Genomic DNA, 17060 nt, shown 5'->3' on the forward strand with positions numbered 1-17060 from the left:
TTGGTTCTATTCTCCCTTTTTCTCATTATACTTCTTCTCCGCATCCTTCGCTTTTTCAAAATCCAGCACCACTCCGTTTATACAATAGCGTAAGCCTGTTGGAGGAGGACCGTCTTCGAACACGTGGCCAAGGTGCGATTTACATCTGCCGCACTGCACTTCTGTTCTTTCCATTCCATGCGTATTGTCCGGTGTATAAATAATGGAAGTTTTGCTGATAGGCTCATAAAAGCTTGGCCAGCCGCAACCGCTTTCAAATTTGGTATCACTTTTAAATAATGGGTTACCACATACTGCGCAATAGTAAGTACCCACTTCCTTGGATTCCTCGTATTTGCTTGTCCATGGCCTTTCTGTACCCTTTTCACGGGCAATGTAATACACGTCCGAAGGCAGGATCTTTTTCCATTCTGAATCGCTCAGGTTCACCTTTTCTTTACTCTCTCTCGAGTAAACTTCATTTTTCTTGTGTGTTGTATCCATAGTTGAGTTTTTATTATTTGCTGTTTGGGAAAAACTGCACTGCTGCATTAAAACCGCTACTAAAATTATGCTAAGCAATTTCATAGTCGTTCTTCATTTGTTTAACAAATTTACGGAATACAAGTTGCGATGGATTTCCTCCAAATTGCTTGTATTCGCGATTTAACATATTCGATAAAGTGTCATATAGTGAAAAGTAACGTTATGTCTAAAAAAACACAAGGTTTGGTAATAAATCAATTAAATGGATGACTTTTAGTAGAAATTATCTAAGCACAGCCATTCAACTTTGCACATTCGTCATTTTTGCATAGGTTTGCTCACTCATCAAGGATTACAATACATGTTCAATTTAATTTTATTCGGACCTCCCGGAAGCGGAAAAGGTACCCAATCTGAAAAGCTTATTGAGAAATTCGGACTGAAACACCTTTCTACCGGTGATCTTCTTCGTGGTGAAATTGCTGCACAAACCGTCCTTGGTTTGGAAGCAAAAAAATTAATGGATCAGGGTCAATTGGTTCCTGATGAAGTGGTTGTTGGCATGATTAGGTCCGCACTGGAAAATAATCCACAGGCAAAAGGATTTTTATTTGATGGTTTTCCCCGCACAAAGGAACAATCTATTGCTCTGGATAAGTTATTATCAGAAAAAAGCGCTGCAATTAACGTAGTGCTGGCACTTGATGTAACCGAAGAAGAATTGATCAAACGTCTTTTGAATCGCGGATTAACCAGCGGCAGAACAGATGATGTGAATGAAGAAATAATTAAGAACCGCATTGCAGAATATCACAAGAAAACATCTGCTGTTGCAGATCACTACAAACAATTTGATAAAGTAGTGCACGTAAAAGGAGAAGGAACAGTTGATGATATCTTTGGAGCATTGAGCGGAGAGATAGAAAAAAGAAATAAATAATTGTAGAGACGCATGATAATGCGTCTGCTATCGATCATAATATGCGTCTATCGATAACACGATAATGTCTATCGATAAAAGAAAAACGTCTCGCAATTTGCGGGACGTTTTTTTATATATACGCATATACACGTAGCAAAATTTGAAACATAAACAGGTACAAATACGTAACCTGTATAAAAAGCAAAGCCCCGGTGTAGACACACAGGGACTTTTGGTTAAGGCTCTGATTAGTAGCTATTTTATATTCAGTATATATTGTTGATTTGAGTCAACAAATATAAAATACATTTTCAACAATCGCAATATTATCGCATACCCTAAACCGAGTATTTTTATTTTGATAACTTATTAATCTCGGTATTTACAAAGTCCATCAACTTCTTAATATATGCAGGAGACAAATTAAACTCGAGACCTGCTGCATCATACAGCTCAGGTAATGTTTTTGTTCCGCCCAAACTTAACGCCTTTGTATAGTTGCTAAGAGCTGCTTCTTTATTTTGTTTGTACTGCATCCATAAACCTATTGCACCCAATTGTGCAATGCCATACTCGATATAGTAAAATGGGACTTCAAATAAATGCAATTGTCTTTGCCATGCATATTTTCTATACTCTTCAAGACCACTGAAATCCATTTCACTGCTGGAAAACTCGTTTAAAATTTCATACCATTTTGTTGCTCTTTCTTCCAGCGTATGTTGAGGATTAAGATAAACCCAATGCTGGAATTTATCAATAGTGGCAATCCATGGAAATATAGTGATCACTCTTTCCAGCTGATGCTCTTTAGCCCTTTGCAAGTCTTCTTTGTTGTCAAAAAAACTTTCCCATTCATCCATGCTGAACAGTTCCATAGACATACTCGCTACTTCTGCAATTTCCATTGGGTATTCCTTGAAAGCGCTTAATTCCAGTGGATGTGCGAGGAATGAATGAATAGCGTGACCGCCTTCATGCACCATCGTTGTCACATCATGCATTTGCCCGGCAGCATTCATAAAAATAAACGGCGCACCACTTTCTGCAAGCGGACAGTTATAACCACCCGGCGCTTTTCCTTTGCGGCTATCTAAGTCAAGATGCCCAATTGATTTCATTTTTTTCAGACAATCTGCAAAGAACGGATTCAAGGAGTTGAAGCAGTCAATTGATTTTTCCAGCAACTCTTCGCCGGAATTGAACGGGTGCAATGGCTCTACATTTTCAGGCTCCGCATCCACATCCCACGGACGAAGAGTGTCCAGGCCAAGTTTCGCTTTTTTTCTTTTATAAATTTCATTCACCAGCGGCAACACATGCTGCTTAACTGCTTCGTGAAACTGAAAACAATCTTCAGGTTTGTAATCAAAGCGGCCAAGCTCTACAAACTTATAATCCCGGTAGTTTTTGAAATCTGCGTTCTCAGCTACCCGTTGTCTTTTTTCAACGAGCTTTGTATACAGGTCATTCAACGCCTCTTTATCCTGCAATCTTCTTTCCTGAATTTTTCTATACACTTCTTCACGCAGGTTGCGATCGTGATTCTCGAGGAATTTGTTTGCCTGTTGTAAAGTGTATTCTTTTCCATCAACCGTAACGGTCATTTTTCCTGCAATTACGCCATATTGCTGTTGCATAACACCCAGCTCAGCCTGCAAGGGAATATTTGCTTCGCGAAACAGGTCAATACTTTTCTTAACGCTTCTCAGGTAGGTAAAATATTTCTGCTGATCGAGGTCCTTGGTGAAAGGAGAAGCGATCAGTTTGCGATTCAATTGATCTGCATACGGTTGAATTTTCGGTTGAATTTCCATCACGAAATAAGTGAAAGCTTCTTCCAGCGCTTTATTCTCTGTATCGCAGGTCATTTTAATTTGCCTCCAACACGCATCTTCACTTACGATCGCTTCCAGTTCGCTGGAATCCTTCAGCCATTGCTCAAGATCCTTTACAGAAGCAATTTCTCTCTCCTGTAGATTTTTAAAATACGGCTCAAGGCTGTTCCAATCTGTAACAACAAAATCTTTTGGTAAAAAGTGACGTTCTACTTTTTTTATATCTGCACTATAGGTCATAATCTTAAAATGTGTTTTACCGATTAGTCAAACAATAAACCAATCGGCATTATAAAATAAAAAAGCTACAAGCTTTAAAGTTAAAAAACTCCAGGCTTGCAGCTTGTTTATAATTCATTAAATTATTACTCTTCTGTCTTCTTTTTGCGAGCAGCTTTTTTAGGTTTTTCCTCACCACCTTCTGCATCATCTTTCGCTGCAGTTTTTTTCGCTGCTGCTTTTTTCGCAGGTTTTTCTTCAGCACCTTCGCCTTCTGCATCAGCAGATTTCTTTGGCTTAGCAGCTTTTTTAGGCTTTTCCTCTGTAGCATCTGCTTCAGCAGGTTCTGCTTTAGCTTTAGCTTTCTTTTCTTCCTTTACAGGCTCTTCTACTTCTTCCGCTTCTTCAGCAGGAGCCTCAGAAAGTTTTATTTCGATGTTGTTATCTTTCAGTATAGAATACCATTTGATCATTTTCTTCATATCGCTGCTATACACTCTTTCGAAGTCCATATCAGGATATACTTTCTGAAAATACGCCTTTATTGCGTTTGCATCTTTTTCAGAAGGAAGAGCGCCGCCAATGCTTTGCATAGCTGTAAACACATCCACGAGATTTACGTTTTCGCGGACAGTATATACTTCAATGCTTTCCAGGTGCGAAAAGTTATGCACGCGGCTGGAAACAAATTTTGTGCTTTTATCTTCCAAAGAACGAACGATCGCTCCGTCAGCTTTACTGCTTAATAACTCAAACAATCCCGGCAATCCGGTTACGGCCATGATTCTGTTATATTCCATAATCACATTTTTAAAAAGGGACTGCAAGATAACAGAAAAAACTAAATACGCCTTCGAAGCACACCATTATTATGAAGAAGGAAGGAAATTGGCACACAGATGACACGGATTGGACGGATTAACACGGATTTTGAACTCGGCTAGTGCCGCCGACTCGTCTTGGCAGTGTGATTTTTTTACGTCAAAGTATTAAACACCAACTTAGTCCTAAATACTTCGCTTCCTTTGCGCAACCTTAGGTTCTTTGCGGTTAAGAAAAAAATCTGTGTAAATCCGTCTAATCTGTGTCATCCGTGTGCTCACTTCTACCTGAATTGTAAAAACGTCGGCATCTTAAGCGGAAACACGTCAAAGCGCAGGTCAGACACCGTTGTAGCCTCAAAAAAGAAACTGCCTACACCCGCGGGACGAACCGGATAGTAATATGCTCCCAGTTTCAGCGTGTTGATACTCAGGTTTTCGTTCCTGATCCTTGCTCCAAGCCCCAGCCCCGTGTATACCGGGCTCTGAAAAATAGATTCTTTATTGCCGGCTAACAGCGACAATTGAGCGCTGGCGAAGAAGTTAAACTTGAAGCCATAAATTTTCAACGGACTGTAGTAAACGGTTTCAGAACGCATGTTAAGTCGCTGGTAGCCATTAAGGGTGGTCCTCTTAAACCCCCATATTCCCTGTTCCCAGTTAATGTTCAACGGTTTATAGAAATAGTTGTTGGGACAAATGAGGAAATCAAAAAACGTCATTTGCCTGATGCGTTGTTTTTTCCAGTAAAAAAGTTTGCTGTAATAATTGGCAAAAGCATGTATAACCGCATCCTCCGAAGTGGTTTTTTGCCAGAAAGATCCAATGCCGATACCGGTGTTCAACAATCCGTCACGATGGGTTCTCTGCCAGCTTTGAACGCTCACATCGCTGTACCATCTGTAGCGGCTGATCCATTTCTCGCTACCCATAGTAGCCGTAATGGTATATCCCTGCGGAATATCCTCCGTTCTGCCAAAGCCGTTGTAATACTTACCCTTAAAATATTGTTGCTTAAAAATTACAAATTGCCCAAGGTAATATTGCCGCGTGTTATAGGTTGGGTCCAGCGCCAACTCCGGTTGTTTGGGGCGATCTATAAAATAGGCGCTGTATCGCCGCACCAGTAAGGCCAGGTTTGGTTTTTTGTTCAGAGATCCGTTTTTGCGAAAAGAATTTCTAAAATTATAACCGGCCCATATATCCAGTAGCCGGTAAGAGTAGCTTCTGTACATGCTGTCCGGATAATCGTGAATATTCATGGAGTGGTTGTCTGCCAGGGTAAGACCGCCAATGAACCGCGCCGACTGCCGGTAAAGCGGTCGCGTTATGCTCACGAAATACGAGTTTTCGTATACGCCTGTGTCCAGCGGATTATTGTTATTTAGCGTTGTATAACCCACAGTAAAATTGGCGAAGGAGCGGGCGAGATTATACTTGGTATAGCGAACCTCGGAGTTAAAAGGCGGCGTGTAGGCATTGTCCCACCGGAAGCCGAGTCTAAGACCCTGTCCCGCACCAAAAAGATCATTGCTGTATACGGCGGCCGCGATGGTGTTTGGCGGGCTGAAATTAGAAAGGTCTATACCATATTCAAATACATCCTTGGTTACGATCAATACATCCGCGGTATTGTCATCGTCATCTTCGTTGATCACGTACACGCGGGCATCCTGTATAAACGGTAATGTACGTATATAGCGCTCGTTATCGGCCAGCGTATATGCATTGATTGTGTCGTTCTCCTTGAAGAAAAGCGTTTGCCGGATGACCCACTGGCGCGAATCGTAATGCAGGCTGTTGGCAACCCTGATAAGTTTATTACGGCTAGCAAAAGTCGTATCATTAATATCACGCGGTCCAAATACGGCAATTCTTTTGAAATAGATATTCTGTATTCTTTTGCCAGAAGTAGGCAAAAACTTTCGTTCACTTTTCACCATCGTGCTGTCTTCCTTCGGTTCGGGTGCGTCTACCTTTGCTATTTTACCCAGCACAGAATCCCTGTAGCGCCGGTGCATCATGGAATCCCTATATTCCCTTATTTTCTGAAAAATAGATTTTTTGGGAACCGTATCATTATCGAAAGGTGAGCTAATATGCACAGTGGCGCCTGCCCGGGTCCCCATTAACCAAAGCATTGTGATCAATACAATATGTACGCATTTCTTGTTCACCTTAGGGTATGTAATACGGTTATTGGGGAATTGGTTTGAATTTTTAAAGGAAAGTAGATTATTATTGCCTATAAGCCAAGGGTGTTGTAAAAGTTAATCTGCCTGAAGGTACAAGGGCGAAGTGTAAAGGTTCTGACATATGGTTTATAGTTTGTTAAGTTAAGAAAATTTGTATGTTTTTACTGTATAAAAATTTGTTCCAGCGGGCAAAAAGCGACAAAAAACAAGGTTACAAATTGCAAATTGCTACACTAGTGTCTAATTGAATTACATTTGCGCATCACATAAAATTCATTTGATGTAATTCTCATTGTGAAACGTTGCATTTAAACGCAAGACTTTACAAGTTGGTTGCATCATACCAAAACAATAAAAATTTAGAGATGAAATGAGCTCCGCCTGCCAACGGCGCGGGGCGAATCCCATCTGGCCAAAATAAAATAAAAAATATACAGATGAAATTGTTGGAAAACAAAGTAGTTATTGTAACTGGTGCTGCAAGAGGAATTGGTGAAGGTATCGCTTTAAAACTTGCAGAACACGGAGCAAATATTGCATTTACCTATGTGAGTGAAGGTAGCGCCCCAAAAGCCCAGGCTCTTGAAGAAAAACTTACTGCCTTAGGAGTAAAAGCCAAAGCTTACAGAAGCAATGCTGCTATTTTTAACGACTGCGAAACATTTGTTAACGATGTAGTAAAAGAATTTGGTGCCTTAGATGTGTGCGTGAACAACGCCGGTATTTCAAAAGACAATTTATTGCTGCGCCTTACTGAAGAGCAATGGGATGAAACAATGGATGTGAACCTGAAAAGCATTTACAATATGACAAAGCAGGTTATCCGCCCAATGATGAAGGCAAAAAGCGGCAGCATTATCAATATGAGCTCCATCGTGGGTGTTCGCGGAAACGCAGGCCAGTCAAGCTATTCAGCCAGCAAGGCAGGCATCATTGGATTCACAAAATCAATTGCACTTGAACTGGGAAGCCGCAACATCCGTTGCAACGCAATCGCACCAGGCTTTGTAGAAACAGACATGACGCACTACCTGAAAGACGGTGCGGGTGCTGACCAATATTTGAAAGATATTCCGTTGAACCGCTTTGGTTCTACTGAAGAAATTGCAGACGTGACTTTATTCCTTGCCAGCAAAATGAGCAGCTACGTTACAGGGCAAGTGATTAGCGTTTGCGGCGGTTTGAATATCTAATAACCGAATAACTGATAACTGAATAATTGAAGGGTAGGCTTTGGCTTACCCTTTTTTTATTGGTGACCGTTAATGGTGTTGCTGTCAGAGCCTCGGTTCGTGTCCCACGAACCGAAATAACAACCTCGGAGATTCAGTGGTTCGTGAGGACACGAACCACGACAGGAGGGCTGTTCAAAAAATTAAAAGCATCTCGCTTGTCATGCCGACGAAGGAGGGATCTGGGTCTAACATTAACGAACGCTATGCGGAGACAATCACGCAGATCCCTCCTTCGTCGGGATGACAAGCGATCTTTTCCGACAGATCACAACCTTCATTCCGTTCGAAAAAAAATCGCTTAACTACGCGACATTTAATTCTTAATTTTTATGACGCCAGTTAACACCCCCATTGTTTCTCATCAGCTCTTCAGAAATTAATCCATCCTACTTTTCGGGTTCATTTAAGTGAACAAACACCCGATCTACATGACCATAACACCTGGTTCAATTCTTAGCAAGAAAGTACTAACATTTATACAATCGCAAACAGTCATCACGCTTTGCGTTTGCGATAACAATGTTCCATATACGGCAATGTGCTATTATGTGTATCTCCCCGAGGAAAATATAATTGTCTTTAAATCCAAGCAGGAAACCACTCACATGAATGTTGCCTTGAAAAACTCTTTGATAGCTGGCGCAGTGCGGCAGGACAAATTGTTAAGCACAAACGTAGTAGGAGTGCAGCTTACAGGTATGTTGCTGGCTAGCAATAACAATAGTTTGCTGTCTGTCGCCACCCGAAAGTACTACATGAAATATCCCTTTGCCGTTGCAGTCAGCGGCAACATCTGGATGATAAGACCAGACACAATAAAATATACCGAAAATAAGATGGGAATAATGGGAAAGGAAGAGTATCGATTAATAACTGAATAACTGAATGACTGAATAACTGAGTGGTTGAAAGTCATAGAGCAAAATCGAAAATAGACACTCAGTTATTCAGTTAATCAGTTATTCAGTTATTTGCCTCCACCAGCTGCACATTTACAAACAATCTCACATCGTCGCCCACCAAAAAACCGCCGGTTTCTGTTGTAGCGTTCCATGTAAGTTGGAAGTCTTTTCTGTTGATTTTTCCGGTAATTTCAAAGCCCGCTTTTACAACACCCCATGGATCTTTGGCAACACCGCCAAACTCTACTTTCAGCTCTACAGGTTTGGAAATACCCCTGATAGTTAGGTCGCCTTTCAAAGTAAATTCATCATCGGAAACTTTGTGCAACACGCCGTTCTTAAAATCAATAGTCGGGTGTTTTTCTGTTGCAAAAAAGTCATCCGAGCGTAAGTGATTGTCTCTGTCGGGAGTGTTTGTATCAATGCTTTTTGCATCGATGCTAAAGCTCGTTTCCGCGCCGTCAAAGTCATCTCCATTTGAATGTACTTCGCCATCGAAAACTTTAAAAGTTCCTGTAACGGTAGAAATAACCAGGTGCTTCACTTTGAATTGCACTTCAGTGTGGGCAGGATCGATCTTCCATAATTTTGTGTTTGCCATAAATGTTTATTTAAAACGTTGTGATGTATTTTATTCCATTAAATTTTCATTCCGCTTCATGGCTTTCACAAGTACGTAAGTTTCAATAAAATATACGAAAAATGCCGATCGCAACCGGCATTGGGTATATGATAAAAAAGAACAACAATGTTATAACATGCAGTTAAAGGAAAAGGTTTAGCGAGGAACGCAGATTCTCATGATTTTCATGATTTGTCAAGATTTTGATCGCACACGGATGACACGGATTGGACGGATTTACACGGATTTTTGTTTTTAACCGCAAAGAGCCTTTAGATAAATATTAATCCGTTTCCCTAGAATTACTAGAAACTAATTTCGATAGAACGTTCTTTGAATTATGGATAGCAGCCAACCGGCTTTCGGATATTTGTGGAAGGAGACGGGGTGAACTTTGCAAAGACATAGGTTCTATACCTACTTGGCGTATTAGTCCCCGCCTCCATTCCTGGTTGTCAAGGCCCATTTAGAATACGCGAAGGCTTCGCAAAGGAAACAAAGGTCTTTAGACGAAGAGTTGCTGTCAATTTTGTGAGATATTAATTAAAGAGAGAAACTATAAAATCTTTTAGGTTTAATCTTGTTTCTTTGTTAAGGTTGTAGTTTGAACCCTTCGCGTCCTTTGCGCAACCTTTGTGGCCTTTGCGGTTACAGATCCGTGTAAATCCGCCTAATCCGTGTCATCCGTGTGCCTCTCTCTATGCGAGTAGTGGCAACGTATCGAAATTGTGCAACAGAATCGATGACAACGCGTCCTTATCCACGCCCAGCCAGTCCTTTAGAATGGATGCGTACAAACTTCTAAAATCGTACTGCATTGCAACGTTGTCGTTCACTGTTGCACTGTCTGGAATGATAGGACTATGGCCGATTTGGCCGCCTTTTACTTTTTTACCAAAAACAATTACCGGAGCCGCCACGCCATGGTCGGTTCCCCCGCTGGCATTTGATTTTATTCTTCTCCCAAATTCAGAAAAGGTCATACCCATCACACGATCATCAACGCCCATCAGTTTAAGGTCATCCATAAAAGCTTCTATCGATTGCGATAAATTTTCCAGCAATTGCGCGTGCTTTCCTTTTGATGTATCTGTGTTTACAGTTTGACCGGCATGCGTGTCAAAGCCGCCAATATTTACCACATACACTTTCGTTTGCAATCCGCCACTGATAAGGCGTGCGACAATTTTAAGCTGTTCGCTTAAATTATTTTTTCCCTTATCCTCGTATTTTGCAGAAAGCGTTTTTGATTTCTTTGCAGCTTGTTTTATTACACCTGCATAGGCATCCGTTTTTTCGGAAAGTTGTCGCAAATAAGAAAGCTGATCGGCAACTCTGTCGCTATTAAAATGGTCGTCATTGCCATCCTGGTGGTCTTCGAGCATTTTATAAAAACTTTCAGGATTGCTGATGGCCATGCCCATTGGATAAGAATGGCCCTGCAGAGCCGGAGAAACTACCGAGCCAATCTGAATGGCAAATGGATCGGGCATTTGCGGGTTGGGATAATGCTCCGGGTAGCCGGGATATTGCTTCTCAAGATACCGGCCGAGCCAACCCGTTGTAATGTTCTCGCTTGAATCCTCACCCGTTAGCCAAATATCTGTTGCCTTGAAATGAGAAAAGTTTGGCGCCGGATAACTCACGCCCTGCACCAAAGATATTTTGCCGTCATTGTACAAATTTTGAATGCCGGTCATCGAAGGGTGCAAACCCGTGGTATCGTTGCCGGACAAACGAAGAATCTTATTTTCCTCAATCGCTATGTTTTTTCTGGCGTTGAAGTACTGGCTGTAATAATCAACAGGAATAACCATATTCAAACCGTCATTGCCACCTGCGAGCTGGATCAATACCAAAACATTTCCTTCGGTAGATGAATTGCTGTAAGCCTGCACCAGCGGGCTCGCGGCAAATGCCCGCAGGTTGAAGCCGCCGATAAAAACCGGTGCTACGATTGAAGGAACGGTATATTTAAAAAATGTTCTTCTTTTCATTTGGTGTCGTTTTTTGGTCACAGGTTGATTTGGTTTAACAATTTTCGATGCTGCACGTCATTGCGAGGTAATGCGCAGAGGCATCAAACAAACCTTCTACACAGAAGCCACGCAACGCTTATCTTACTCACTATCACAGAAAGCATTCTTAATTCCTAATTCTTAATTCTTAATTCGGCTCTTCCTCCAGCCTAGCACAGCTGATACTCCGGCAGTTCCATCAAATATTTATAAAGTTGTTTCAGTTTGGTTTCAACTATCGTTTTGTTTTCGTCTGTTGGATTTTGAGCATAACTCGTCCAGATGTTGGTCCAGTAATGATCAGCCATGTCTTGCAAATTGGAAAGCAGGATAGAGGTTTTAATAAACTGTTGCTGGTCCGTTGGAAGATCGGCGCCCAATAAATATTGCACGGAACCTTGAATCAGCATATCAGGATTTTCCGGTGATGGCAATGATTTGGCAAAGGCAATCAAATCTATACCAACAAAATCGCTCTGTTGTTTTGTTTTGTAACCAAACAACACCATTCTATCACTAAACTGATTTCGCTTTGGCAACGTATCCGAATTCACCCAAAGCTTATAAAAAGCCGGACTTTCATAATATGCCTGCCAGCCTGCAACATTTGGCGGATCGCCAATATTTTGCTGCATGTATGCGCTGCGCAAAAGCATGAATTCAAAAGCATCGTAGCGGCTGAGATAGTTTTGCTCCGAAGGAAAGGAAACATTGTATTCCCTGCACAAACTCACAATAAACTCAACCGGACTTTTGATAATGGTTCCGCGATTTGCCATATCAAAGAAATGTTTGCTCGCGAGCAATTTTTCAAGCACAGGTTTTATTTCATAATTGTGTTTCCTGAAAACATCTGCCAATGGTGAAATAATATTCTTTTCGATAGCTGGAGTAATGTTGCTGTACACGAAAAACACATACAGTTTCCTGCAGATGAACTTTGCCACTTCCTGTTGATCAAAAATCATGTTCAACAGATCATCCAGTTCATTTTCACCATCCTTGCCGCTTCTCCCTTTAATGATGGCATTTCCGTAAAATGCAGAAAATTGTTTGTCTCCGTCATCATGCCTTTGCGGATCAAAAGCTGTATCCTGCATTAAAGGCCTGATCTTGTAACCCGTAAGCACACGGGCCGCTGCTTTTACATCACCTTCAGTATAATGCGATCCCGGTCCTTTGCCAATCGTGAAAAGTTCCTGCAGCTCCCGGCCGTAGTTTTCATCCGGCGCTTTCTTGGTATTGGAAGCGCCATTAAGGTAGCGAAGCATAGCAGGGTCAATGGTAATGGCTTTCGTCATCTCCTTAAAATTGCCCAGCGCGTATTTGCGTAGTAATAAATTATGCTGATAAATGAATTGCGGATGCCTGACCGTTGCAGTTTGCGTAGCGAAATGGTTGTGCCAGAAGAGCACCATTTTTTCATGTATGCTGCGGTTCTGCGTTATCATTTGCATCATCCACCAGCTTTTGTAAGATCGTATGCGCCTTGCTGTTAGCATGCCACTGTTGTTGGTGGCGTTTACCCAGGTTTGTCCAAGAGGCACCTGTTCATCTGTTACCTTGTCATCGTTGTAATTGTTTATCGGAGGGGCGGCATTAACCGGAACTGTGTTGAGCAGTTCTTCCACTGCTTTTTTCGCAGAATACTTTTTAAAATATTCCACTTCCGCAACGGGCGCGCCAAATTGTGTTCTGCGAAGCAAATGCCGCACAGCACTTTCATCCCATGGCTTTTTGTAGGTTTCCAATCCGCTTTCAATATCCGGAAACGAAACATCCCGCCACTCGGGGGATTCGTTTTTAGGCAAAAAACTTCTGAAAATGTCTCGTCTGGTCATGGGGGAATAACTGAATAACTGAATAACTGAATAACTGAATAACTGAGTGGTTGATATTTGAAATCACTGATCTCCACTCTCCACTCTCCACTCTCCACTCTCCACTCTCCACTCTCCACTCTCCACTCCGCTAAGAAAGATATTACCGTTGAAAGTTTAACGAAGAGCAAATTAATTTTTCGTGATGCCCGAATTAAGCATTCAGCTTGATTGGCTGTAGACTTTTTTCACCACTAAGCCACTAAGAACACGAAGCTTCACTAAGAGAGATCCTAGATCTAAAATCACACTTAGTGGAACTTCGTGTTCTTAGTGGCTTAGTGGTAAACTCCGAGATGCGAAGCTTCTCTCCCTTCCATTTTCAACTTTCAACTTTCAATTTATCGAACAAGTCCCTTTTCTCAATTTTTAAGTCCTTTCTAGAAACTACCCTCACCCATGCTGCTTTTACCTTTGCTCCTCCAATTGAAAGATTGGGTTTCGCTGTACAGTCGACTATTAAACACCACCATACATTTTTAAACACCACCCTTGAATCCTAAGGTTTTTAACGGGATCAATTATCATTTAGTTAAATAAGACAATGAAAGGAGCAAAGCATTTATCCGGCTCCACCGCAGCATACTCACTCGCAGGTATGTTGCGAATTCGGATAAAAAACAAACACTTAGTATGAAAAGAAATTTATTCACAAAATGCATAGCATTATTCGTTCTCGTGCCGCTGCTGCTCTTATGCGCTTCGCAGCTAAAGGCACAGGCTGTTATTGATGCTAGTGGCAACTTTGGCAACTACGGAGATGGTCGCTTCAATTTTGCCAGCGGCACCGTCCAGCTGGATATTTACGGCAGCTTTACCAACGATAACGGCCCGGGCGGCAACTTTTATATTGATGGAGATGTGAACGTGAAAAGCGGAGCCGTCCTCAACAACTTTAGCGGCAACCTCTACATTTATGGCGACCTCACGCTCGATGCAGGCGCCGCACAATTTTTTAACAACGGTAACATTTACGTGTATGGCAATATTGTAAACAATATGGCCATGACGCTGAATGGTGCCGGCCTTGGTACTGGAACCCTTCACCTGGCCGGTAATGCCACCGAAACATTGGCTGCCACTTCTGTACAAACAATCAGCGGAAGCCAGCCATTTGTTACTTACAATCTTGAAATAAACAACACTTCCGGCAAGTTAGCAGCTGGCGATGTGGTGCTCAACCAATCGCTGTATGTAAACAACGTAGCCACTTTTACCAAAGGTATTGTGACTACTCCGGGCGATACTTATCCGCTGGTGTTTAACACTGCTGCAAAAAGCCCAACTACGCAAGCTACGGCAAGTCATGTAGCAGGTGTGGTGCGCACTTTTGCAACTACAGGAAGCTTCACCTTCCCTGTGGGAGATGGCAAACACTATCGTAAAATGGATGCGGCCATAACAGCCAACAGCGCCGGCCTCGATGTCAAATATATCGGCGCAGATGCTGGTAACGCAGCATTTACAGCGGGCGGTACCGGCTCAGGACTGCTGCAATCTTATTACAACCAGGAACATTGGTTGGCTAACGCACTCGCTCCGGCATCTACCTCAGCATCATTTGTGCTGTATTATGGCCCGGATGCAGACGATGCTGCATACCCGGCAGTAGCACCCGCCATCACTAACATAGCGAACGTTCGCGTGGCACATAAAACTACCAGCGGATGGTGGAACGAAGGTAATACTGCAACAGGCACTACAACCGCCGGTTCTGTAACCTCCAATGCTATCACAGGCGCACAATGGGCAGCTATCGGTAACTGGAGCCCGCTCACCATTTCTACAACAAGCGGCACAATCGTCGTAAGCGCAAAAGTATTGCTGCAAGGTGCAGTGAGTGGCACAACAATGACCACTACATTGAATACACTGGGCGTAATACCTACAACCCAACCATACAACAAAGCACCGTGGAACTATGCAGGTACAGAAAGCGTAGCAACAATACCAGCAGGAGTAACAGACTGGGTATTGGTAGAGCTGCATGATAAAACAACGCCAGCTACGGTAATAGCCACAAGAGCAGCGTTTGTAAAAAGCGACGGAACAGTGGTAGATCTTGACGGCACTTCGCCGGTAAGTTTCCAGCAAGCGCCAGACAATTATTATGTAGCAATTCGCCACCGTAACCACTTGGGCATACGCACAGCAACTGCACAAGCATTGAGCAGCACAGCCACTTTGTATGACTTTACAAACAATCAGGCACAGGCTTATCAAAATGGAGCCATTACAGCTAACACTGCAATGAAAGACTTAGGCAATGGCAAGTTTGCAATGTGGGGCGCTGATGGTACAAGCAATGGAGTGGTAAGATATACTGGTCCGGGCAACGATGAATTCTTTTTAAGTACAACCACATTGGGTGGATTAACAACCACTGTGTTATATCCGGTTTATAACAATGCTGACTTCAACATGAACGGTAAAGTTAGTTATACCGGTCCGGGCAATGATGAGTTTTTCCTTTCCACAACGGTATTGGGAGGTGTATCAACTGCCATAATCAGTCAACATTTATAAATTTCGATTCAGTGCATTTGCTTTTAATTAAGGAAAAATACTAACAGAAAAATTGGTAGCCTGCCTGGCCGACCAAGGCCGGGCAGGATCACCAACAAGGTTTTTGATCGTTGGATTGGGAAAGGTCGGGGCAATGACATTGTAAAAAAACCTATCAAAAATATTTTATGAAAAAATTTTTAGTAATCACATTTAGTTTATTGATCAGTTGCCTGGGTTATAGCCAGGTAACGGGATACAGCTACACAATAAAACTGGGGCCAGCAAACAACCAGGTAAGTGTATATGCCAAGCCTGTTGGTAGTGGTGCGGTAAAATGGACCCAAATTGAAGCTGTCGTTGGGTTTAAGACTTCGGCTGGAGTCCCGGCAGGAACATGGGCAACAGGTGTTGACCTAAACAGCATGTTTGGTGTTGGGTATCAAACAGTAATTGATAATAGCGGAACCAGTATCAGTCCAGCGGGTTATAGTTATCACGCTTATAGCATTAATCTGGCAGCTGGCGCAAGCCACACAGCGGACGTTACAAACGGTACCGAATATCTGTTAGGTACAATAACATATGGTTCGTTTGGAGGTAAATCCTTTACTCCTTATCTATTGGATTTTGCGGACTTTGGTTCTACAGGTGATGGTGCTACTTACATTGGAGATGCCGTAAACCAAGGGCCAAGTGCTCTATATCCTGGTATGTTTATACCTTCTGATATTCCTGCCAATGCCGGCTTTTACGGTGCGGTGAATGGTGGATATAATAACAGCGGTTCGGTGTTGGAGGGAATAGGAGCAGGTAACTCCGCCGCAACGCCTACCATTTCGTTACTGCCTTTAAAACTGCTGTCGTTCAACGCTAAGCAAAGCAACAGCACAGGTCTGTTAGACTGGAAAGTAAGCGAGCAGCAAAACACAGCCAACTTTATAGTAGAGCGCAGCACAGATGGCACTAACTACACAGCCATAGGTACTATTGCTGCAGCAGGTAACTATGCAGATGCAAAAACATACAGCTTTACAGATAAATCTCCCGCAAGTGGCCTTAATTACTATCGCCTTAAAATGGTAGATATCGACGGCAAATACACTTACAGCCCGGTAAAAACGCTACGGTTTGACGCAATAGCAGGTGGCCTGCATATATTGCCCAACCCAGTGCAAAGCTCCTTTTACATAAAAGGTCTTCTCGAGCCGGCAAACGTACGCATACTAGACGTGAATGGAAAAGTGGTGTTGGTGCAAAGTAATGTTACGGCTACTACTGCGCTCAACGCAGGATCACTGGCTCGCGCAGCGTACCTGGTGCAGATAATCCAGGGCAACGAGAGCAAGGCTGTATTGAAATTATTAAAAGAGTAGTTGTTAGTTGACAGTTGTTAGTTGTCAGACTTCAGTTTCGAAGAATCATCATTGATGCCTAA

The 17060-nt window shown here is 42.4% G+C and carries 12 protein-coding genes; 5 read left to right on the forward strand and 7 right to left on the reverse strand.

Features of this window, described 5'->3' with window-relative positions:
• Positions 1-6: 6 nt before the first annotated feature.
• Entirely contained in the window at positions 7-483 is a 477-nt protein-coding gene (gene msrB, locus KTO63_RS11340) for a peptide-methionine (R)-S-oxide reductase MsrB (protein ID WP_317195758.1), read from the reverse strand.
• 343 nt (positions 484-826) lie between these two features.
• Here msrB and KTO63_RS11345 point away from each other — a divergent pair, with 343 nt between their 5' ends.
• The gene (locus KTO63_RS11345) at positions 827-1405 is read left to right on the forward strand and encodes an adenylate kinase (protein ID WP_217791402.1); all 579 of its coding nucleotides are present in this window, start codon (positions 827-829) and stop codon (positions 1403-1405) included.
• 335 nt (positions 1406-1740) lie between these two features.
• Here the strand turns inward: KTO63_RS11345 and KTO63_RS11350 are convergent, their stop codons facing one another.
• From KTO63_RS11350 to KTO63_RS11360, 3 genes are all read right to left on the reverse strand, one after another.
• The gene (locus KTO63_RS11350) at positions 1741-3465 is read right to left on the reverse strand and encodes a M3 family oligoendopeptidase (protein ID WP_217791403.1); all 1725 of its coding nucleotides are present in this window, start codon (positions 3463-3465) and stop codon (positions 1741-1743) included.
• A gap of 125 nt (positions 3466-3590) precedes the next feature.
• On the reverse strand, positions 3591-4244 hold the full coding sequence (locus tag KTO63_RS11355) for a DUF5606 family protein (RefSeq protein WP_217791404.1): 654 nt from the start codon (positions 4242-4244) through the stop codon (positions 3591-3593).
• A 305-nt stretch (positions 4245-4549) separates the two neighbouring features.
• Positions 4550-6442: a BamA/TamA family outer membrane protein gene (locus KTO63_RS11360; RefSeq protein ID WP_217791405.1), complete on the reverse strand. Its 1893-nt coding sequence runs from the start codon at positions 6440-6442 to the stop codon at positions 4550-4552.
• 455 nt (positions 6443-6897) lie between these two features.
• Between KTO63_RS11360 and fabG the strand changes: the two genes are divergently transcribed.
• Together fabG and KTO63_RS11370 are read left to right on the forward strand one after the other, a co-directional pair.
• Entirely contained in the window at positions 6898-7653 is a 756-nt protein-coding gene (gene fabG / locus KTO63_RS11365; protein WP_217791406.1) for a 3-oxoacyl-[acyl-carrier-protein] reductase, read from the forward strand.
• A gap of 470 nt (positions 7654-8123) precedes the next feature.
• A complete protein-coding gene (locus tag KTO63_RS11370; protein WP_217791407.1) occupies positions 8124-8576 on the forward strand; it encodes a hypothetical protein in 453 nt (150 codons plus the stop codon).
• Positions 8577-8658: 82 nt separating this feature from the next.
• Here KTO63_RS11370 and KTO63_RS11375 read toward each other — a convergent pair whose 3' ends face one another.
• The 3 genes from KTO63_RS11375 to KTO63_RS11385 form a co-directional block, all read right to left on the reverse strand.
• The gene (locus KTO63_RS11375) at positions 8659-9198 is read right to left on the reverse strand and encodes a YceI family protein (RefSeq protein WP_217791408.1); all 540 of its coding nucleotides are present in this window, start codon (positions 9196-9198) and stop codon (positions 8659-8661) included.
• A 719-nt stretch (positions 9199-9917) separates the two neighbouring features.
• Positions 9918-11216, reverse strand: a complete 1299-nt coding sequence (locus KTO63_RS11380) for a DUF1501 domain-containing protein (RefSeq protein WP_217791409.1) — start codon at positions 11214-11216, stop codon at positions 9918-9920.
• 191 nt (positions 11217-11407) lie between these two features.
• Positions 11408-13078: a DUF1800 domain-containing protein gene (locus KTO63_RS11385; protein ID WP_217791410.1), complete on the reverse strand. Its 1671-nt coding sequence runs from the start codon at positions 13076-13078 to the stop codon at positions 11408-11410.
• Positions 13079-13750: 672 nt separating this feature from the next.
• On the opposite strand from KTO63_RS11385, the gene KTO63_RS11390 reads away from it, so the two are divergent.
• Both KTO63_RS11390 and KTO63_RS11395 read left to right on the forward strand, forming a co-directional pair.
• A complete protein-coding gene (locus KTO63_RS11390; RefSeq protein ID WP_217791411.1) occupies positions 13751-15643 on the forward strand; it encodes a hypothetical protein in 1893 nt (630 codons plus the stop codon).
• Between the two features lie 167 nt (positions 15644-15810).
• Complete coding sequence (locus KTO63_RS11395; protein ID WP_217791412.1) at positions 15811-16998, forward strand: T9SS type A sorting domain-containing protein; 1188 nt, start codon at positions 15811-15813, stop codon at positions 16996-16998.
• Positions 16999-17060 lie beyond the last annotated feature (62 nt).

The organism is Pinibacter aurantiacus (genome assembly GCF_019130065.1).
GTDB classification, from domain to species: domain Bacteria; phylum Bacteroidota; class Bacteroidia; order Chitinophagales; family Chitinophagaceae; genus Pinibacter; species Pinibacter aurantiacus.